Origin of the sequence: Citrobacter sp. TBCP-5362 (assembly GCF_005406305.1) — a bacterium.
GTDB lineage: Bacteria > Pseudomonadota > Gammaproteobacteria > Enterobacterales > Enterobacteriaceae > Citrobacter_B > Citrobacter_B koseri.
In genome coordinates, this window is sequence record NZ_CP040234.1 from 2,939,147 (window position 1) to 2,959,516 (window position 20,370).

Genomic DNA, 20,370 nt, shown 5'->3' on the forward strand with positions numbered 1-20,370 from the left:
TCTGAAGGATGACGTGTAAAAGCTTCGCAAGAATAACTTTAGCCAGGGTTCGAGGCTATAGCTCAGATTAAAAAACGCCTTTTATCAATTTTTTATGCAGGTTTTGTCTATGTGATAAAGCGAAACAGGCGGAAAGGAGGTGAATTATTCTTTAAAGAAAGGTTAAAGGCAGAATAAAAAAATGCAAACAGCAGCCGCTCTGGCAGCGACTGCGTTAGACGCGTCATTCTTCAGGTTGCATGTGCGCAGATTTCAGTGAAGAAAATGATTTTCAGCGCTACTTTTTTGCGCGTCTTCTTCTGCGCTGAACAGCAGCTGATGCGCTCCGGCTTCCAGGATCACCATAGAAATCTGCTCTTCGCTCTGACGAACAAACCACTCGAACTGTTCATACGTCACGCCCCGCATAACGGATAAAGACTGGCAAACCACCAGTTTTGGCAGATTATCATCCTGCATATCCAGGAACGCTTTCACCGTTAACGAGCTGGCGTTAATTGCCGACAGATCGGCAGCCAGCGGCAGCAGCGCAGAGGGCCTCACTTCCGCCATTGCGGAAAACAGCACCGTGTTATCCACCAGGTCGATTTTCGCATCGTAAATGCCGTCAAAATTTTGCATATGGGGCAAATGCAGCGCCTGACAGGTATCACATTCAAAAAAACTCATGCCCAGGTCGTCGAGCCATTGACGCAACGTATCCAGAGTAGGAACGACCAGTGATGTCATAATAATGTGCTACCTCTTACGATAAAAAATTACCGGCACAGCTTACGCAAAAAGACCGCGTCATACCACGATCGGGAACGATATTGCGATTAACCGCCCGTTTTAAGGCAAAATTCGGGGGTGGCGTGACGCTCGATCCACTGGATCATTCGCCCGGCGATATCCACACCCGTCGTTTTTTCTACCCCTTCCAGACCCGGAGAGGCGTTCACTTCCATGACCAGCGGCCCACGCTCCGCGCGCAGAATATCGACGCCAGCGACATCCAGCCCCATCGTCTGCGCCGCTTTTATCGCGATCTCTCGTTCACGCGGCGTGATACTGGCGATACTCGCCATACCGCCGCGATGAAGGTTGGAGCGAAAATCGCCCTCTTTTGCCCGCCGCTCAATGGCCGCCACCACTTCGTCGCCCACGACCAGACAACGGATGTCACGCCCTCTGGCCTCTTTGATGTACTCCTGCACCAGAATGTGCGCATTGAGGCCACGAAACGCATCAATCACGCTCTCTGCGGCTTGCCGGGTTTCCGCCAGCACCACGCCAATGCCCTGCGTACCTTCCACCAGTTTTACCACCAGCGGCGCGCCGCCGACCATGTCGATCAGATCGCTGGTGTCATCCGGCGAATGCGCAATGCCAGTAACGGGCAAGTCAATCCCCTGCCGGGCCAGTAACTGTAGCGAACGCAGTTTATCGCGCGCGCGGGTAATCGCCACGGATTCGTTCAGCGGATAGCTACCCAGCATTTCGAACTGACGCAGCGCCGCTGTACCGTAAAACGTGATGGCGGAGCCAATACGGGGGATGACGGCATCAAAATGCGGCAACTGGCGGCCTTTATAGTGAATAGAAGAGGCCGCCGGGCTGATGTTCATATAGCAGGAAAGCGGATCGAGTATTTCGACCAGATGGCCGCGCTTCATCGCCGCTTCGCGCAGGCGTTTACAAGAATAGAGCGTTCCGTCCCGGGACAATATGGCAATTTTCACCCTGCACCTCTCTAAAAGACCTGGTAAAAGCCTGCGTATCATACACCGGGTGTTAGCGCGTCGCCCAACCCTGTTTATGCAAATAGTCCAGAATAAACGGGCGATTCTCTTTGATGATGGTACGACGGATATGATCGCTCCAGGTATCGCGGCGCGTATTGCTGTCGCGGGTCAGGTAATACTCCGCGATCTGCTCATCATATTGCGCCAGCAGCGCGGCATCCACAGGCTGATAGTGATTTTCATGCACCACCAGTTCTGCGGGCAGGCGCGGCTTAACGCCAGGGTTATCCGCAGGCCAGCCGAGGCACAGCCCAAACAGCGGCAGGACATATTTCGGTAATTTCAGCTGTTCCGTAACCGCTTCAATATGATTGCGGATACCGCCGATGTAGACGCCGCCCAGCCCCAGGGATTCGGCAGCGGTCAGCGCATTTTGCCCCATCATCGCCGTATCGACCGTGCCCAGCAGCAGCTGTTCCGCCAGCCCGAGCTGCGCGTCCGGGCAAATCTGTAAGTGACGATTAAAATCAGCGCAGAAAACCCAGAATTCCGCGGCCTGCGCAACGTGCTTTTGCCCGCCCGTCAGGGGCACCAGCGCTTCGCGCATGGCTTTATCGGTAATGCGGATAATGGAACTGCACTGTAAAAAACTGGAGCTTGAGGTTCCCCGCGCGGCGGCAATAATCGACTCACGCTGCGCATCGGAAATCGGCTCATCGGTGAAATGACGAATAGAACGGTGACCACGGATTAAATCAATGGTTGGAGTCATGCGGTTTTTCTCTTGCTGAACGGGAAGAAGAATCGGGTGAGCGCGTCATCAGTTGCGGCGCAATAAGCTGCGCGATCCGCCACATCAGCGCCACCGCAGCGGGAAGCATAAGCAGGATACCGAGAAATATCATCACCGTTACCGCCAGCGGGCTGTTCATCGGCGCGGGTAATGTGAGGTACTGATTGAGCGACAGCAACGCCGCTGCCAGCAAAATCATACCGAGAATTTCCAGAATCAACACGCTTTTGGGTAAAGCGCCAATCGAGCGCATAAGGGCCTCCCGGATAACGGATGCTCAGTGTAACGCGTTCAGGTTTATCGTGTTTAACAGATATAGCCTATAGGTATCAAAGCAACAGGCGCAACCTGCTTTTCAGACGCGTCGTTTAACGGCATCATAGCCGCCATTCGTCACAAGGCTATGAGTTCGAGGAAAAAAACAATGTTTACCGTTATTTTTGGTCGCCCAGGGTGCCCGTATTGCGTGCGTGCGAAAGAGTTAGCAGAAAAACTGAGCACTGAGCGCGACGATTTTAACTATCGCTATATTGATATTCATGCTGAAGGCATTACCAAAGCGGATCTGGAAAAAACCGTGGGTAAACCGGTAGAGACCGTACCGCAGATTTTTGTCGATCAGAAACACATCGGCGGTTACACCGATTTTGAGGCTTGGGCAAAAGAGAATCTGAACCTGTTCGCCTGATCGCTGCTTTACGCCCTCTCCCGGAGGGCGTTATCGGTTCTTTTTACGCCGCTGACTAAACAGGCTGCTGATAAATAAAAAGCAAAGCGCGCCGAGCGCACACCAGAACACCGCACTGAACAACCACGCCAGTTCTTGCCATACGGAGCGCGTAGGCATAAAAACAAATCGCATCAGAACCAGACAACATGGTGCGGCCAGCATGGCGCCGATAAGAGGTTTAATGACTTCTCTGCGATGGGAAAAAAAACTGGCCACCGCGCCAGGTAACGTAAAAAACAACAGCCCAATCTCAGGATGCCCGGCAACCCGAAATGCCCCTTTCATATGCATCGTTAATGAAAGGCACACCACAATAAAGAGTACAAAGCAGCAGATTGCACCCGCCCAACCTTGTTTATGTTTCAATCGTTCCTCCTGACACTATCTCTATCGAACACTTTTTTCGCCCGAAGGCGTCCAGTCAGATAAAGTCGTTCGGCATTCCATGCCAAAAACACACCCACACGATTCTTATAGCCGTTGATACGTAATGAGATTAAACTAGCGAATTAAATTGTTGTGCTGCTTTTATTTGAGCGCCGATACGATGCCGACGCCTCATAATTTCTGGCAAAAACATTAGCGTAAATTGTCATTTCTTTCAACAGCTTACTGGTAAACAAGAAGTTAGTCTCCGTGAATATAAACGTCGCAGATTTGTTAAATGGGAATTACATCCTGTTATTATTTGTGGTCCTGGCTCTCGGGCTATGTCTGGGTAAGTTACGCCTGGGTTCAGTCCAACTCGGTAATTCCATTGGCGTTTTAGTGGTCTCCCTATTATTAGGGCAGCAGCACTTTAGTATTAACACCGATGCACTAAATCTGGGCTTTATGCTGTTTATTTTTTGTGTCGGCGTCGAAGCTGGCCCCAACTTTTTTTCTATTTTTTTTCGCGACGGCAAAAATTACCTGATGCTTGCTCTGGTCATGGTCGGTAGCGCGCTGCTGATCGCATTAGGGCTGGGTAAGCTCTTTGGCTGGGATATCGGCCTGACCGCCGGTATGCTGGCGGGCTCCATGACCTCGACCCCTGTGCTGGTCGGCGCAGGCGACACGTTACGCCATTCCGGTATGGAGAGTTCGCAGCTCTCGGTCGCGCTGGACAACCTGAGCCTGGGCTACGCGCTGACCTACCTCATCGGCCTGGTCAGCCTGATTGTCGGCGCACGTTACCTGCCGAAACTGCAACATCAGGATTTGCAAACCAGCGCCCAGCAGATTGCCCGCGAGCGCGGCCTGGATACCGACGCCAACCGCAAGGTCTATCTGCCGGTCATCCGCGCTTATCGCGTCGGCCCGGAACTGGTGGCCTGGGCCGACGGGAAAAATCTGCGCGAACTGGGTATCTATCGTCAGACCGGTTGCTACATTGAGCGCATCCGCCGTAACGGTATTCTGGCGAACCCGGATGGCGACGCGGTATTGCAGATGGGCGATGAGATTGCCCTGGTCGGTTACCCGGATGCACACGCCCGGCTGGATCCCAGCTTCCGTAACGGCAAAGAAGTCTTCGACCGCGACCTGCTCGACATGCGCATCGTGACCGAAGAGATCGTCGTGAAAAACCACAATGCCGTAGGCCGCCGTCTCGCCCAGTTGAAGCTGACCGACCACGGCTGCTTCCTTAACCGCGTGATCCGCAGCCAGATTGAAATGCCGATCGACGACAACGTGGTGCTGAATAAAGGCGACGTCTTGCAGGTGAGCGGCGATGCGCGTCGCGTGAAAACCGTCGCGGACCGTATCGGCTTTATCTCGATTCACAGTCAGGTAACCGATCTGCTGGCCTTCTGCGCCTTCTTTATCATCGGCCTGATGATCGGGATGATCACCTTCCAGTTCAGTAATTTCAGCTTCGGCATCGGCAACGCCGCCGGGCTGCTGTTCGCCGGGATCATGCTCGGTTTCCTGCGAGCTAACCACCCCACCTTCGGGTACATCCCGCAGGGCGCGCTGAACATGGTGAAAGAGTTTGGTTTGATGGTCTTTATGGCCGGCGTCGGCCTGAGCGCGGGCAGCGGCATCGGGAACGGGCTTGGCGCGGTCGGCGGGCAAATGTTGATTGCCGGTCTTGTGGTGAGCCTGGTGCCGGTCATTATCTGCTTCCTGTTCGGCGCTTATGTATTACGTATGAACCGCGCCCTGCTCTTCGGCGCCATGATGGGCGCGCGCACCTGTGCTCCGGCGATGGAGATCATCAGCGACACGGCGCGCAGCAACATTCCGGCATTAGGCTATGCGGGAACCTACGCGATAGCCAACGTTCTGTTAACGCTGGCGGGGACACTTATTGTCATCATCTGGCCGGGCTTAGGATAAAACTGAAGTTTGCCTTTAAGTGAAAAATTTTTGCAGGTAAGCAGAACTTTTCTTCAAGGCGTCAGTCATAACTAGTGCCACTGCTTTTCTTTGATGTCCCCAATTTGTGGAGCCCATCAACCCCGCCATTTTGGTTCAAGGTTGATGGGTTTTTTGTTGCCTGAAAATCACGCCTGCCCGGCAATACGCTTCACCATGACCAGAATATCGTCCCGCGTTAAAGGCGCTCTGTCGGTGACGAAATGGAGGGTCATGCCTTCGATAAACGCGTCCAGCGCGCGGGCGGTCACCGGTTCAAACCACTGCTCCAGCGTTTGCTGACTGCGCTGCATCCAGTTCTGCATCACCGTTTTCAGCGCCGGTTTTCGGCTGGCGAAGGCATACAGCTGGTACATCAGCTCCATATTATCTGGCGTGGTCACCAGCGAGCTGTAGATCATGTCGGTAATGGCGTGACAGGCGTCCTGAACGTTCGTGACATCGGCAAAGAATGACTGAAACTGGTGCGACATTGTTGCTGTAAATCGGCTTAACGCCTCGATCAGCAACTCATCGATTCCCGAAAAATAATAGGTCATCGACCCGAGCGGCACCTGCGCTATCGCCGCGATTTTGCGGTGCGTAACGCCGTGAATGCCATGCGTTATTATCGCTTCCTGCGTGGCCTGAACGATTTTGTCTCGCCGCAGGGGATCGTTAGCTCGTCGCACTGCTTTTCCTCTCATCAAGTTTGTGTACAAATGTACACAAACTTGCTAGTGTTGTCCCCTGTATTCTTTTTTTTCAGTTTGAATCAATGACCGCCATCTCATCACGTAAAGCCTTAAGGCGCCGGACCTGGGCGCTTTTTATGTTCTTCTTCTTGCCAGGGCTGTTGATGGCCTCATGGGCAACCCGCACCCCCGCCATTCGCGATATCCTTTCGGTATCAACGGCAGAAATGGGGGCGGTGCTGTTTGGGCTTTCCATCGGTTCGATGAGCGGTATTCTGTGTTCCGCCTGGCTGGTAAAACGATTTGGCACGCGCAACGTCATTCAGACCACCATGTCCTGCGCCGTTGCGGGGATGGTTATCCTCAGCATTGCGCTGTGGTTCGCTTCTCCGCTGGTTTTTGCGCTTGGCTTAGGCGTATTCGGCGCCAGCTTTGGCGCCGCCGAAGTCGCTATCAACGTCGAAGGGGCGGCGGTTGAACGTGAAATGAATAAAACCGTCCTGCCGATGATGCACGGTTTTTACAGCTTCGGTACGCTGGCTGGCGCTGGCGTCGGCATGGCGCTAACCGCCTTTAACGTCCCTGCCAACGCTCATATCCTGCTGGCGGCTCTCGTCGCGATCGTCCCCATTTTTATTGCTATTCGCGCCATTCCCGACGGCACGGGGAAAAACGCCGCCGACGGCGCCCACACAACGGAAAAAGGCGTACCTTTTTATCGCGATGTCCAGCTACTGTTGATCGGCGTGGTGGTACTGGCGATGGCCTTCGCTGAAGGGTCCGCCAACGACTGGCTGCCGCTTCTGATGGTGGATGGTCACGGCTTCAGCCCAACGTCCGGCTCGCTGATTTATGCGGGCTTTACGCTCGGTATGACCGTCGGGCGCTTTACCGGCGGCTGGTTTATCGACCGTTATAGCCGCGTGGCGGTAGTCCGCGCCAGCGCGCTAATGGGAGCGCTCGGTATTGGTCTGATTATCTTCGTCGACAGCGCCTGGGTCGCGGGCGTTTCCGTTATTCTCTGGGGGCTTGGGGCGTCGCTTGGCTTCCCGCTAACGATTTCAGCGGCCAGCGATACCGGCCCGGACGCGCCAACCCGCGTCAGCGTGGTGGCGACAACCGGTTATCTGGCCTTCCTGGTGGGGCCGCCGCTGCTGGGCTATCTTGGCGAACATTATGGTTTGCGCAGCGCAATGCTGGTTGTGCTGGCGCTGGTCATCCTTGCCGCTCTTGTCGCAAAGGCTGTCGCCAAACCGACATCAAACACTCAATCTGTTATGGAGAATAGTTAATGGGTATCAAGCTAATTGCGGTAGACATGGACGGCACCTTTTTGAGCGATCAAAAAACCTATAATCGCGACCGGTTTATGGCGCAGTATCGGCTAATGAAGCAGAAAGGCATCCGCTTTGTGGTCGCCAGCGGTAATCAGTATTACCAGTTAATCTCTTTCTTTCCAGAGATCGCCCACGAAATCGCCTTTGTCGCTGAAAACGGCGGCTGGGTGGTCAGCGAGGGCGAAGACGTGTTCAACGGCGAACTGGCGAAAGAGGATTTTGCTGCCGTTGTCGATCATCTGCTGACCCGCGCGGATATTGAAATCATCGCCTGCGGTAAAAACAGCGCCTATACCCTGAAACAGTACAACGATGAACTGAAACAGGTTGCGGCGATGTACTACCATCGCCTTGAGTTCGTGGACAGCTTCGACAACATCAATGACGTGTTCTTTAAATTCGGCCTCAACATTACTGATGACCGTATTCCCCAGGTTCAGACGGCGCTGCATGATGCGATTGGCGATATCATGGTGCCGGTTCACACCGGTTACGGCAGCATCGATTTGATCATTCCCGGCGTACACAAAGCGAACGGCTTGCGTCTGCTGCAACAACGCTGGGGGATTAACAATGATGAGGTCGTGACGTTTGGCGACGGCGGCAATGATATTGAGATGCTGCGTCAGGCCGGCTTCAGTTTTGCGATGGAAAACGCCGGAGCGGCGGTGGCCTCTGCGGCGAAATATCGGGCGGGCTCGAATAACGCGGAAGGCGTGCTGGACGTTATCGACCGCGTGCTGAAAAACGAAGCCCCATTCAGTGGGTAATGCCTCTTTGAGGTCTGATGGCGCTGCGCCGGAGGGCCTCACCCTTCCCGTGAATCCCCTACCCGTTTGTCTTTCAGGAAGATAACCATCAACAGCAGCCAGAGAATGCCGTTCGCCAGGTTGAAGAGGCTGAATAAGCCGTTGCCGCCGCTCAGATAAGCATGCTTGCTCACTTCAATACCCACGGTAAAGATCAGCATCTGCAACATCCCCATCGCCGCAGAAACCGTGCCTTTGCTCATATCGCTGGCAAACAGGGTCAGACGCACCAGCCCCGCGTTCGCCACGCCGATGCCAAAGGCGTAGACGCTCAGACCCGCCGTCATCCATAGATACGCATGGGAAGAGACCACCGTCGCGGCTGCGGCGATCAGCAATCCCGCCACAATCGGCCAGCCGCCCATGATAATCAATGCGCGCACCGTTCGCCGGGAGGTCAACCGCGCCAGCACCAGATTCCCGGCAATCAGCGCGCCAAAGACAGGAACCTGCAACAAGCCATATTCATAGCTGCTGAGCTGCTCACCGCTGATGATTATGATCGGCGACTGGGCAATCCACGCCAGCAGCGGCAGGCTGACGAACCCCAGCGCCAGCGCGCCGGCAACAAACCGCACGTTTTTCAGCACCAGCGTGTAATCCCGCCCCAGTTCTTTAAGCGACAGCTTCTCGCCAAGGCGGGTCGCAGTCTCCGGCATCGCGCGCTGTAAGCCGACAAAAGCAATCGCCGCCAGTACGGCAAACAGAACAAACATCCCTTCCCACGGCAGAACATGCACCCAGGCGGCGCCCACCAGCGGCCCCAGCAACGGCGCAATCAGGGCAACGTTAGCCATTAGCGCCGTAATTTTGATACACACCGCTTCTTCAAAGGATTCCTGAATGGCGGCGTACCCCACGGCGCCAATAAAGCACAGGCTTACCCCCTGCAAAAAACGCAGCAGGGTGAACTGCTCAATGTTTTGCGCCAGCAGTGTGGCAAGGCAGGTGACGATAAACCAGATCACGCCCGCTAACATCACCGGGCGGCGTCCAATACGATCCGACAGCGGCCCTAACAGCCACTGCAAAAACATCCCGCCCGCCAGGTAGGCAGTCATCGAGGTCGGAACCCAGTCGATCCCGGCCTGATACTGTTCCACCACCGCCAGCATCCCCGGCTGGATCATATCGTTGCCGATATACGTAGAAAATTCGTAAAGCACCAGACAGAGAGGGAAAAGCAGTGCCTGACGTCCGAGCCGGACGCCTGTTTGTGAAAGGTTTTGCATGCAATCTCTTCGCAAATAAAAAATCGCGCAAAGTGTAATGAAAGTACGTTACCTGAGATAGCGAATTATGTGATTTAAAAACAAAATGCGCACATTTTTACATAATCATCCTTCGTGACCTTTTGCTTTAAGGTTAATTTAAGTTGCTGGCGCTATCATGGCGAATAAGCTCGCGCCATTGTCTTAAATTTCCTCATTTTACAGGTAAATAAGACAATACCGCTTTCCCCCCGTTGCGGCACTTTGTATTCTCGCCCTTACCCGGAGCACGTAGGGTCGTTTCGTTTAATCACTGCACTGAGTCTGGATGTTATGCTGGAAAACCTTAACAACTCGCTGTTTTACTTAATCAATGCCACCCCCGACTCCGCACAGTGGATGATCGCTCTGGCCATTTTCATTGCCAGAGATTTGATTAACATCGTGCCGCTGCAGGCCGTTGTGCTTTGGTTATGGGGGCCGCGCGATCGGGTCTGCGCTCAACGCCAGCTGGTGATTAAAATGGGTATCGCGCTGCTCATCAGCCTGACGATCTCCTGGATAATGGGGCATCTTTTCCCGCACGATCGTCCTTTTGTCGATCGTATCGGCTATAACTTCCTGCATCACGCGCCCGATGACTCCTTCCCGAGCGACCACGGCACCGTTGTCTTTACCTTTGCGCTGGCGTTTTTATTCTGGCACCGCGTCTGGTCTGGCGTACTGCTCATGGCGCTGGCCGTGACGGTCGCCTGGTCACGCGTTTACCTCGGCGTTCACTGGCCGCTGGATATGCTCGGCGGTTTGCTGGTCGGGATGATCGGCTGCCTGAGCACGCAAATGCTGTGGCAAAAATATGGGGTTGCTCTCTACCACGGCCTACAAACGTGCTACCGCGTCTGCTTCGCGCTGCCCATTCGTAAAGGCTGGGTACGTGACTAACCTGGTGAAAAAAGAGTAGTATTAAGCGCTCTGTACTGTGCAGAGTGCTTATTCAACTGTCCAGGGGAATTATGGAAACACGACGCGACGAGCGTATTGGTCAATTGCTGCAAGCGCTAAAACGCAGTGATAAATTACACCTGAAAGAAGCCGCGACTCTGCTGGGCGTATCGGAGATGACCATTCGTCGCGACCTGAATAATAAAAGCGCGCCCGTCGTGTTACTGGGCGGGTATATTGTTCTGGAACCCCGCAGCGCCAGCCATTATTTATTGAGCGATCAAAAATCCCGCCTGGTTGAAGAGAAGCGCCGCGCCGCGCAGCTGGCCGCCGGTCTGGTACAGGCGCATCAGACGATTTTTTTTGACTGCGGCACCACCACGCCGTGGATCATTGAAGCCATTGATAACGAATTGCCTTTCACCGCCGTCTGTTATTCCCTGAATACGTTTCTGGCGCTCCAGGAAAAACCGCTGTGCCGGGCGATTCTGTGCGGCGGGGAATTTCACGCCAGCAACGCCATTTTCAAACCGCTCGATTTTCAGGAAACCCTGAATAATATCTGCCCTGATATCGCCTTTTATTCCGCCGCAGGCGTTCATATCAGCAAAGGGGCAACCTGTTTTAACCTCGAAGAACTGCCGGTGAAACACTGGGCTATGTCGATGGCGCAATACCATGTCCTGGTGGTGGATCACAGTAAATTCGGCAAGGTGCGACCCGCGCGGATGGGCGAATTAACGCGTTTTGATGCGGTAGTGAGCGACTGCCGCCCCGACGATGAGTTTGTCGATTATGCCAAAGCGCAGCGCATTACGTTGATGTATTGATGTCAGGTTTGCCGAATGGCGGCGCTGCCGCACCTTATCCGGCCTACAAATATGCACGTATCGTAGGCCGGATAAGCGTTAACGCCATCCGGCACCGTCACCGCGATTAAGAGAACCAGCCGCCAAACCACTGGTGGAATTTCATCAGGACGAAGTCCCATATCCGCCCAAAGAAGCCGCCCTCTTCCACGTTTTCCATCACCATCAGCGGACGCTGTTCAATGGACTTTCCGTTGAGTTGGAAGTCGATGGTGCCGACAACCTGGCCTTTCTTCAACGGCGCGGTCAGCTGCGGTTCCGTCAGCGTAAAGCTGGCCTTCAGGTTTTTCAGCTGTCCGCGCGGAATCGTCACGGAACCCGCCTCTCCCGCGCCCAGATTCACCTCGCTCTTATCCCCAAACCAGACGCGCTGAGTCACGAACGTCGCGTCAGGTTTAATGGGTGTCACCGTTTCAAAGAAGCGGAAGCCCCAGGTCAACAATTTCTCTGACTCATTAAAACGGATGCGATCGGTTTTCGTCCCCAGCACGACGGAGATCAAACGCATATCTCCCTGAGTCGCAGAGGCCACCAGATTGTATCCGGCGCCTGCCGTTGTCCCGGTTTTCATGCCGTCAACGTTCAGATTAGAACTCCACAGCAGGCGGTTACGGTTCGGCTGGCGAATCTTGTTGAAAGTGAACTCTTTTTCTTTGTGAATGGCGTACTCTTCCGGCACATCATGGATCAGCGCTTTGCCCAGCAGCGCCATATCACGCGCGGTACTAAACTGCCCCGGCGCATCCAGGCCGTGAACCGTCTGGAACGTTGTGTTGGTCAGCCCCAGTTTTTTCGCGTAACCATTCATCAAACCAATGAACGACTCCTGGCTTCCGGCAACATAATCCGCAAGCGCAATACAGGCGTCGTTACCCGACTGGATGATCACGCCCTTGTTGAGATCGGATACCGAGACCTGATCTCCGGGCTTAAGGAACATGACCGACGAACCGCGCAGAGCCGGGTTGCCCGTGGCCCAGGCGTCTTTTCCTACCGTCACCATATCCGTGAGCTGAATTTTTCCAGCCTTCAGCGCCTGCCCGACGACGTAACTGGTCATAATTTTGGTCAGGCTGGCGGGGTCCAGTTTCTCGTCGGCGTTGCCTTCCGCCAGCACCTTGCCGCTGGAATAGTCCATTAAAATCCACGCGCGCGCATCAACGCTCGGCGGCGCCGTTGTCTGCTCAGCCGCCTGTAACGTCGGCGCAAAAAGGAATAAGAGTGCTGAACCCGCAGCAAGACTACGAAGGGAAGAAGAGTATTGCGTCATAAATGCCACCCGAGTATCCATTCCAAAAAAACACGCCATACCACCGTGTTATAAGTGCGGTGAGTAATAACGCACTAACGAACTTAAAGAAACCGTAAGTTGGTAAAGTTTTTAAAGTTTATGCAATAACGCCACGCTGCGCTGCCTCCGTGAGGATTTTTTTGCAAGCTGTTGCGTAAATGTTAGCTTTATCCCACCATGGGACGAGTTGGATACCGATTGCAGAACAATTTGAGGGGTAACTATGATTACGCTGTGGGGACGGAATAACTCAACCAACGTCAAAAAAGTGCGATGGACGCTCGACGAACTGGAGCTGCCTTATACGCAAATTCTGGCAGGCGGGCAGTTCGGGCTGAATCATGACGCTGACTATCTGGCGATGAACCCGAATGGCCTGGTGCCGCTGCTGCGCGATGATGAAACGGACGTTTTGCTCTGGGAGTCCAATACCATCGTCCGCTATCTGGCGGCGCAGTATGGGCAAAAGCGTCTGTGGGTAGACTCTCCGGCGAGACGGGCAGAAGGGGAAAAGTGGATGGACTGGGCAAACCAGACGTTAAGCCCGGCGCATCGCGTGATCCTGATGGGTTTAGTCCGCACCCCGCCGGAGCAGCGCGACCAGGCGGCGATTGACGCCGGCGCCAACGTCTGCGACGGCCTGTTTGGCATTCTTGATGAGGCGCTGGCCAGCCAGACCTGGTTCTCCGGCGCGGAGTTCGGCACGGCGGATATCGCGATCGCCCCCTTCGTCTACAACCTGTTTAACGTTGGCCTGAGCTGGACGCCGCGCCCTCACCTTGAGCGCTGGTATCAGCAACTTACCGAACGCCCGGCGTTTCGTAAAACGGTGATGATCCCGGTCAGCTAAGCGCGTGGGCTAACTTTCAGCAGTTCTCCATCGGACTCGTCGGTTAAGACATATAAATAACCGTCGGGTCCTGCGCGCACATCGCGAATACGTTTCCCTCTGTCGCCCAGAATCCGTCCGTCCTCCGTCACCTTATCGCCGTTAACGCTCAGGACAATCACATCCTGCTCTTTCAGCGCGCCGATAAACAGTTTCTGCTTCCATTGAGGGAACGTGTCGCTGTTATAAAACGCCATGCCGCTGACCGCTGGCGATTTTTTCCAGTAGAAGATCGGCTGCTCCGTTCCCTCGACAATTTCACCTCTCGCTTCCGGGATTTTAAAGCCGCTGTAGTTGATGCCCCAGGTTGCCAGCGGCCAGCCATAATTTTTACCTTTTTCGGGGATATTGATTTCATCGCCGCCGCGCGGGCCATGCTCATTCAACCACAGCGCATCGCTCCACGGGTTTATCGCCATACCCTGCGGGTTACGTATGCCGTACGACCAGATCTCAGGGCGCGCGCCGGTCTGATTCACAAAGGGATTATCCGGCGGCACGCTCCCCTGGTCGGTCAGGCGCACCACTTTGCCCTGCAACTTGTCCAGATCCTGTGCGGTAGGGCGCTGATTATTTTCACCAAGCCCGATAAACAGATGGCCTTTGCCGTCAAAAACCAGTCGTCCGCCGAAATGATTACCGGTTGAGAGTTTCGGCATCTGACGAAAAACGGTCTGGAATTCCTCCAGATGCTTCAGGTCATCGCTGAGTCGCCCGAAGCCTACCGCCGTTCCGGCTTCCCCCTCGCGATCGGCCTCAGAAAAACTGAGCCAGACGCGGCGAGACTGCTCAAAATCAGGCGCGAGCGCCACGTCCAGTAATCCCCCCTGCCCGTTCGCCCAGACCTTCGGCACGCCCGTTATCGGATCGGAAAGCCCTTTACCCGCCTGCCAGTGACGAAGCTGGCCGCCTCTGAGAGTTATCAACATACCGCGGTTATCCGGCAGAAAAGCCAGCGCCCAGGGGTGATCAAGTTTGGTCTGCAAAACCTCCACCTTCACCGCCGGGGTTTCCGCATTCACGAAGGGAGAAAACAGTGCCAATAAGGCAACAGAGAAAAGTGTCCGACGCATACCGCCTCCTGTATGACCCTGCGTTAAAGCGTAGTCAGCAAGGGACAGCGCGGATTGATTTTTACAAAAACTTAACGAAAAGGGGGAGTCGCCTCCCCCTGACTTAGACCTGTTCAAGCGGTGATTGCGCTTTCAGGCTCTGGATACTCAGCGTCAATGTTGTCAGACAGTTTTCAAGTTTCTCTGCGTTGACGGCGATAAACGTCGGACAGTCATGGTGTCCGCTCATGAGACATACTGCGGCGGCTGCCAGTGCGCCTTCAGCACGATGTAAAGCATTCCATTCTTCCTGATCCAGATGCAGACCTTGCAGCAGTGATTTATCGTGAAGTCCACGATTCAGTTCAAAAAAGTTGTCACGCAGATGATCACTTTCGCTGACTGACATATAGCCTTTCGCCTTTCTTAACTGCAAATAAGCGGCGAGATCGATTCGGGCGTTTATCAGCTTGTTAAGTAGCTCGGTTCTTAGTCTGTCAACGACCATACCTTGTTCCTCCTCTTTCCAACCATACTGCAACTTAATAGTATGGTCATTTTTTGAACAAAGTGCTGCCTGAGATCAATAATTCACTCGGTATTAACATACTTTACATATTTGCTATAAACCCCGTGGCGCGCTTACCCGCACAGGCGATGAGATAGCGATACATTTTTTGCCCGGATCTCTGTAGAATCCCTGCCCTGACCATTCCAATAACTGAACAATTTTTAAGCTATGAGCAATGTAACCCGCCAGCCGAAAATCGGCTTCGTTTCCCTGGGCTGCCCGAAAAACCTGGTTGATTCGGAGCGAATCCTGACTGAACTGCGTACCGAAGGCTATGACGTCGTACCGAGCTACGACGACGCCGACATGGTGATCGTCAATACCTGTGGCTTTATCGACAGCGCCGTACAGGAGTCTCTGGAAGCGATTGGTGAAGCGCTGACTGAAAATGGTAAGGTGATTGTCACCGGCTGCCTGGGCGCGAAAGTCGATCAGATCCGTGAAGTGCACCCTAAAGTGCTGGAAATCACCGGGCCGCATAGCTATGAGCAGGTTCTGGAACACGTTCACCATTACGTACCAAAACCAAAGCACAACCCGTTCCTGAGCCTGGTGCCGGAACAGGGCGTTAAGCTGACCCCGCGTCACTACGCCTACCTGAAGATTTCTGAAGGCTGCAACCATCGCTGCACCTTCTGCATTATTCCGTCCATGCGCGGCGATCTGGTCAGCCGTCCGATTGGCGAAGTGTTAAGCGAGGCCAAACGTCTGGTCGATGCGGGCGTGAAAGAGATCCTCGTCATCTCCCAGGATACCTCCGCTTACGGCGTGGATGTGAAGCACCGCACCGGTTTCCACAACGGCGAGCCGGTAAAAACGAGCATGGTCGACCTTTGCGAGCAGTTGTCAAAACTGGGCATCTGGACGCGCCTGCACTACGTCTACCCTTATCCGCACGTTGATGACGTGATCCCGCTGATGGCGGAGGGCAAAATCCTGCCGTATCTGGATATCCCCCTGCAACATGCCAGCCCGCGCATTCTCAAACTGATGAAGCGTCCGGGCGCTGTCGATCGCCAACTGGCGCGCATCAAACAGTGGCGTGAGATTTGCCCGGAACTGACCCTGCGTTCGACCTTTATCGTTGGTTTCCCTGGCGAGACGGAAGACGATTTCCAGATGCTGCTCGACTTCCTCAAAGAGGCGCGCCTGGATCGCGTCGGCTGCTTCAAGTACAGCCCGGTCGAAGGCGCTGGCGCGAACGCGCTGCCGGATCAGGTGCCGGAAGAGGTGAAAGAAGAGCGCTGGAACCGCTTTATGCAGCTGCAACAGCAGATCTCCGCAGAACGTCTGCAAGAGAAAGTGGGGCGCGAAATCCTGGTCATTATCGACGAGGTTGACAAAGAAGGCGCGATTGGCCGCAGCATGGCTGACGCACCGGAAATCGACGGCGCGGTCTACCTCAACGGTGAAACCAACGTTAAACCCGGCGACGTTATCCGCGTGAAAGTTGATAACGCCGACGAATATGACCTGTGGGGCAGCCGCGTTTAATTCGCCCAAATTATCGTAAAACCCGTAGGCGGATAAGGCATTTATGCCGCCATCCGGCGCAATGCCTGATGGCGACGCTGAAGCGTCTTATCCGGCCTACGGTTCGACATTCACCCCTTAATCTTCGGGTCCAGCGCGTCGCGCAGCCCGTCGCCCAGCAGGTTAAACGCCAGCACCGTCAGGAAAATCGCCACCGCCGGAAAAATCGCCACATGCGGCGCGATGACCATATCCGCCCGCGCTTCATTGAGCATCGCCCCCCACTCCGGCGTTGGCGGCTGCGCGCCTAACCCCAGAAACGACAGGCTTGCCGCAGAAATAATCGACGTCCCGATGCGCATAGTGAAAAAGACCACGATCGACGAGACCGTGCCGGGCAAAATATGGTTGAACAAAATCGTCGCGTCGCTGGCGCCAATACTGTGCGCCGACTCAATAAACGTCTGCTGTTTCAGCACTAATGTGTTTCCGCGCACCAGACGGGCAAACGCGGGGATAGAAAAAATGGCAACGGCGATAATCACATTCGCAATACCGCTACCGAGCACCGCCACGACCGCAATCGCTAACAGAATGCCCGGAAACGCGAACAGCACATCGCAAATACGCATAATCAGCCGGTCCCACCAGCCTTCGTAATAGCCCGCGACCAGCCCAAGCACCGTGCCAAGCGCCGCGCCGATAAAGACGGCGAAAACGCCTGCCGCCAGCGAAATTTGCGCCCCGACCAGGACGCGGCTGAAAATATCCCGCCCCAGCGAGTCCACGCCAAACCAGTGAGCCGCCGAAGGACCGTCATTCAGGCGATCGTAATCAAAGTAATTTTCCGCATCGAAAGGCGTTAGCCAGCGGGCGAATATCGCCACCAGGATCAGCAACAGCACAAATATCCCTGCGATCATCGCCACATGCTGACGGCGAAAACGCCGCCAGAATTCATGCCACGGCGTACGCACCCGGTCGGGTTTGACCAGCGGCATGGCATCTAAAACCGCCTGACGGCGCCAGTTAAATAATCGCATCCTTACTTGTACCTGATAGCCGGGTTAATGGCGGCATAAAGCACATCCACCACTAAATTGATAAGAATAAACTCCAGAGAAAACAGCAGCACTTCAGCCTGAATCACCGGGTAGTCGCGCATTTCCACTGAATCAACCAGCAACCGCCCCAGTCCGGGCCAGTTGAAGACCTTCTCGACGACAATCGAACCGCCGAGCAGAAAGCCAAACTGCAACCCCATCATGGTCACAACCGGGATCATGGCGTTACGCAGACCGTGTTTCAGCACCACCCAGGTTTCGCTGACCCCTTTCGCGCGCGCGGTGCGCATATAGTCTTCACTGAGGACATCCACAAACGACGCTCGGGTAAAGCGCGCCATCACGGCCGCAACGGCGGCGCCAAGCGTGATGGAGGGAAGAATATAGTGCTGCCAGCTATCTGCGCCCACGGTCGGCAACCACCCCAGCTCAACGGAGAATATCTGCATCAGCAGCATCCCCAGTGCGAACGCCGGGAACGAAATCCCGGTTACCGCCAGCGTCATGCTGAGTCTGTCCGGCCAGCGATTACGCCAGACGGCGGCGATAATTCCGGCGGTCATCCCGAACAGTACCGCCCATACCATACTGGTGATGGTCAACCACAGCGTCGGCATAAAGCGGCTGGCAATCTCTGCCGATACCGGACGCCGAGACACCATCGACGTGCCGAAATCACCCTGCAACACGTTAGTCATGTAATGCCAGAACTGGACATGCAACGGCCGATCGAGACCAAGCTGCTGTCGCACCAGTTCAATCACCTGCGCGTCAGCCTCCGGCCCGGCAATCAGCCGCGCCGGATCGCCAGGCAACAGATGAACAAATAAAAACACCAGCACCGCCACAATAAACAGAGTCGGAATCAACCCCAGCAGGCGCTTAAGCACATAATTAAGCATCAGGCTCCCTTTACAAACCTTTTGCCGGATGGCGATGTAAATCCCTTATCCGACCTGCAACGAACTGCGTCTGCAAGCCGGATAAAACCATCGGGCGCGCGTTGCTTACTGCAAATCCGCGTCATCAAAACTGAAGCCAGTGTCCGGCATGATCCAGAAACCCGTCAAATTTTTACTGTGGGCTGAGACCAGTTTCTCCACCACCAGCGGAATCCAGGGGGACTCTTTCCAGAGGGTGTCCTGCGCCTCTTTATACAGGCGCGCTTTCTCCTGCGGATCGTTGGTTTTCAGCGCTGCCGCTAAGTCGTCATCAACCTGCTTGTTGCTGTAGAACGCAGTATTGAACAGCGTTGGCGGCCAGTTTTGCGAGGCAAACAGCGGTGACAACGCCCAGTCCGCCTCCCCCGTGGAAGCCGACCAGCCGGTGTAGAACATCCTCACACCGCTCTCTTTCTGCCCCTTGCCTTCCACTTCTGCCGCACGCTGCCCGGCGTCCATCGCCGTTACCTGCGCCTTAATACCGACCTGCGCCAGCTGCTGTTGCGTAAATTGCAGCACTTTCTGCGCGGTGCTGTGGTTATGAGACGACCACAGCGTGGTGCTAAACCCATTCGGATAGCCCGCCTCTTTCAGCAGTTCGCGCGCTTTCGCCGGATCGTAAGGCCACGGCGCGTAGCTCTGCGCATACGCAATGGCTGGCGGCACCACGCCCGTGGCAGGCGTCGCATAACCGGCAAAGGCCACTTTGACCAGCGCCTGACGGTTGATGGCGTAGTTCAGCGCTTCCCGCACCTTCGGATTATCGAACGGTTTTTGCGTCACGTTCATGCTGATGTAACGCTGCATGATCGACGGGCTGGCAACCAACTGTAGATTTTTGTTTTTCTCCAGAATTGTCGCCTGCTCGTATGGGATCGGGAACGCAAATTGCGCTTCCCCGGTTTGCAGCATTGCCGCGCGGGTGTTGTTGTCCGTTACCGGACGCCAGGTGATCGTATCCAGTTTAGGTAAACCTTTCTGCCAGTAATCCGCAAATTTCTTCACTTTCACGAAATCAGTCTGGTTCCAGGTATCCAGCTGATACGGCCCGGTGCCGACCGGATGGAAGCCAATGTCCTTACCGTATTTTTCCAGCGCGGCCGGAGAGATCATCGCCGTCGCCGGGTGCGCCAGAATATTGATAAACGCCGAGAACGGTTGTTTCAGCGTAATTTTTACCGTCGTCGGATCGACCGCTTCGGTTTTATCGATGTTTTTATACAGGTTGTAGCGTTTGAGATGGTTTTCTGGATCGCTCGCGCGATCGAGGTTGGCCTTCACCGCCGCCGCGTTAAAGTCGGTGCCGTCCTGGAATTTTACCCCCTGGCGCAGCTTCAGGGTGTAGATCAGGCCATCGTCGGAAACGGTGTAGCTTTCAGCCAGCACATTTTTTAGCTTCATGTCTTTATCAAGACCAAACAGCCCCTGATAAAACGACTTCGCCACCGCCTGCGATAAAGTGTCGTTCGCATCGTACGGATCGAGCGTGGTGAAATTAGAGCCTACCGCTACCACCACATCTTTAGCAGCAAACGCCGGAGATGCCGCCAGTGCAGAAGCGACGCCCAGCGCAACCAGCCAATTACGGGTTACAAATGTTGTCATATTATTCTCCTGAACCCTGCCTGTTTTATGAGAT

21 protein-coding genes are annotated in these 20,370 nt (G+C 54.7%); 8 read left to right on the top strand and 13 right to left on the bottom strand.

Features of this window, described 5'->3' with window-relative positions:
• Positions 1-252: 252 nt before the first annotated feature.
• From FD428_RS14055 to FD428_RS14070, 4 genes are all read right to left on the bottom strand, one after another.
• Positions 253-729, bottom strand: a complete 477-nt coding sequence (locus FD428_RS14055) for a YbjN domain-containing protein (protein ID WP_047457888.1) — start codon at positions 727-729, stop codon at positions 253-255.
• A gap of 89 nt (positions 730-818) precedes the next feature.
• The gene (gene rimK, locus FD428_RS14060; protein WP_024130496.1) at positions 819-1,721 is read right to left on the bottom strand and encodes a 30S ribosomal protein S6--L-glutamate ligase; all 903 of its coding nucleotides are present in this window, start codon (positions 1,719-1,721) and stop codon (positions 819-821) included.
• Positions 1,722-1,773: 52 nt separating this feature from the next.
• The gene (nfsA, locus tag FD428_RS14065; RefSeq protein WP_071259591.1) at positions 1,774-2,496 is read right to left on the bottom strand and encodes a nitroreductase NfsA; all 723 of its coding nucleotides are present in this window, start codon (positions 2,494-2,496) and stop codon (positions 1,774-1,776) included.
• On the bottom strand, positions 2,480-2,770 hold the full coding sequence (locus FD428_RS14070) for a YbjC family protein (protein WP_104868866.1): 291 nt from the start codon (positions 2,768-2,770) through the stop codon (positions 2,480-2,482). The genes nfsA and FD428_RS14070 overlap by 17 nt, the downstream gene beginning before the upstream one ends.
• A gap of 171 nt (positions 2,771-2,941) precedes the next feature.
• On the opposite strand from FD428_RS14070, the gene FD428_RS14075 reads away from it, so the two are divergent.
• Complete coding sequence (locus FD428_RS14075) at positions 2,942-3,205, top strand: GrxA family glutaredoxin (RefSeq protein ID WP_024130497.1); 264 nt, start codon at positions 2,942-2,944, stop codon at positions 3,203-3,205.
• Positions 3,206-3,235: 30 nt separating this feature from the next.
• Here the strand turns inward: FD428_RS14075 and FD428_RS14080 are convergent, their stop codons facing one another.
• Entirely contained in the window at positions 3,236-3,613 is a 378-nt protein-coding gene (locus FD428_RS14080; protein WP_024130498.1) for an inner membrane protein YbjM, read from the bottom strand.
• A gap of 270 nt (positions 3,614-3,883) precedes the next feature.
• Here FD428_RS14080 and FD428_RS14085 point away from each other — a divergent pair, with 270 nt between their 5' ends.
• Positions 3,884-5,569 carry an aspartate:alanine antiporter gene (locus tag FD428_RS14085; RefSeq protein ID WP_012133110.1) on the top strand — a complete coding sequence of 562 codons (1,686 nt, stop codon included), beginning with the start codon at positions 3,884-3,886 and terminating at the stop codon, positions 5,567-5,569.
• 167 nt (positions 5,570-5,736) lie between these two features.
• Here FD428_RS14085 and FD428_RS14090 read toward each other — a convergent pair whose 3' ends face one another.
• Positions 5,737-6,279: a TetR/AcrR family transcriptional regulator gene (locus tag FD428_RS14090; RefSeq protein ID WP_112002220.1), complete on the bottom strand. Its 543-nt coding sequence runs from the start codon at positions 6,277-6,279 to the stop codon at positions 5,737-5,739.
• 86 nt (positions 6,280-6,365) lie between these two features.
• Between FD428_RS14090 and FD428_RS14095 the strand changes: the two genes are divergently transcribed.
• Positions 6,366-7,574 (top strand): MFS transporter, encoded by a 1,209-nt coding sequence (locus FD428_RS14095; RefSeq protein ID WP_024130499.1) that lies wholly within the window; start codon positions 6,366-6,368, stop codon positions 7,572-7,574.
• Complete coding sequence (locus tag FD428_RS14100) at positions 7,574-8,389, top strand: Cof-type HAD-IIB family hydrolase (protein WP_012133115.1); 816 nt, start codon at positions 7,574-7,576, stop codon at positions 8,387-8,389. Before FD428_RS14095 ends, FD428_RS14100 begins: the two co-directional genes overlap by 1 nt.
• A 38-nt stretch (positions 8,390-8,427) precedes the next feature.
• Here FD428_RS14100 and FD428_RS14105 read toward each other — a convergent pair whose 3' ends face one another.
• Complete coding sequence (locus FD428_RS14105; protein ID WP_112002218.1) at positions 8,428-9,660, bottom strand: MFS transporter; 1,233 nt, start codon at positions 9,658-9,660, stop codon at positions 8,428-8,430.
• A 312-nt stretch (positions 9,661-9,972) separates the two neighbouring features.
• Here FD428_RS14105 and ybjG point away from each other — a divergent pair, with 312 nt between their 5' ends.
• Positions 9,973-10,581 carry an undecaprenyl-diphosphate phosphatase gene (gene ybjG / locus FD428_RS14110; protein ID WP_114848478.1) on the top strand — a complete coding sequence of 203 codons (609 nt, stop codon included), beginning with the start codon at positions 9,973-9,975 and terminating at the stop codon, positions 10,579-10,581.
• A gap of 71 nt (positions 10,582-10,652) precedes the next feature.
• Complete coding sequence (gene deoR / locus FD428_RS14115; protein ID WP_058668858.1) at positions 10,653-11,411, top strand: DNA-binding transcriptional repressor DeoR; 759 nt, start codon at positions 10,653-10,655, stop codon at positions 11,409-11,411.
• Between the two features lie 106 nt (positions 11,412-11,517).
• On the opposite strand, the gene dacC is transcribed toward deoR, so the two are convergent.
• Complete coding sequence (gene dacC / locus FD428_RS14120) at positions 11,518-12,720, bottom strand: serine-type D-Ala-D-Ala carboxypeptidase (protein WP_024130500.1); 1,203 nt, start codon at positions 12,718-12,720, stop codon at positions 11,518-11,520.
• 244 nt (positions 12,721-12,964) lie between these two features.
• On the opposite strand from dacC, the gene FD428_RS14125 reads away from it, so the two are divergent.
• Positions 12,965-13,591, top strand: coding sequence for a glutathione S-transferase family protein (locus FD428_RS14125; RefSeq protein ID WP_049008548.1), 627 nt, complete (start codon positions 12,965-12,967; stop codon positions 13,589-13,591).
• Here the strand turns inward: FD428_RS14125 and FD428_RS14130 are convergent.
• Together FD428_RS14130 and bssR are read right to left on the bottom strand one after the other, a co-directional pair.
• Positions 13,588-14,703, bottom strand: a complete 1,116-nt coding sequence (locus FD428_RS14130) for a PQQ-dependent sugar dehydrogenase (RefSeq protein WP_114848479.1) — start codon at positions 14,701-14,703, stop codon at positions 13,588-13,590. The genes FD428_RS14125 and FD428_RS14130 overlap by 4 nt on opposite strands.
• A gap of 103 nt (positions 14,704-14,806) precedes the next feature.
• Positions 14,807-15,190 carry a biofilm formation regulator BssR gene (bssR, locus tag FD428_RS14135; RefSeq protein ID WP_024130501.1) on the bottom strand — a complete coding sequence of 128 codons (384 nt, stop codon included), beginning with the start codon at positions 15,188-15,190 and terminating at the stop codon, positions 14,807-14,809.
• Between the two features lie 231 nt (positions 15,191-15,421).
• Between bssR and rimO the strand changes: the two genes are divergently transcribed.
• Positions 15,422-16,747, top strand: a complete 1,326-nt coding sequence (rimO, locus tag FD428_RS14140; protein ID WP_024130502.1) for a 30S ribosomal protein S12 methylthiotransferase RimO — start codon at positions 15,422-15,424, stop codon at positions 16,745-16,747.
• Between the two features lie 110 nt (positions 16,748-16,857).
• Here rimO and gsiD read toward each other — a convergent pair whose 3' ends face one another.
• The 3 genes from gsiD to gsiB form a co-directional block, all read right to left on the bottom strand.
• Positions 16,858-17,769: a glutathione ABC transporter permease GsiD gene (gene gsiD / locus FD428_RS14145; RefSeq protein WP_114848480.1), complete on the bottom strand. Its 912-nt coding sequence runs from the start codon at positions 17,767-17,769 to the stop codon at positions 16,858-16,860.
• Positions 17,770-17,771: 2 nt separating this feature from the next.
• Entirely contained in the window at positions 17,772-18,692 is a 921-nt protein-coding gene (gene gsiC, locus FD428_RS14150; protein ID WP_049010826.1) for a glutathione ABC transporter permease GsiC, read from the bottom strand.
• A gap of 105 nt (positions 18,693-18,797) precedes the next feature.
• On the bottom strand, positions 18,798-20,336 hold the full coding sequence (gene gsiB / locus FD428_RS14155; RefSeq protein WP_047457921.1) for a glutathione ABC transporter substrate-binding protein GsiB: 1,539 nt from the start codon (positions 20,334-20,336) through the stop codon (positions 18,798-18,800).
• Positions 20,337-20,370: the final 34 nt, after the last annotated feature.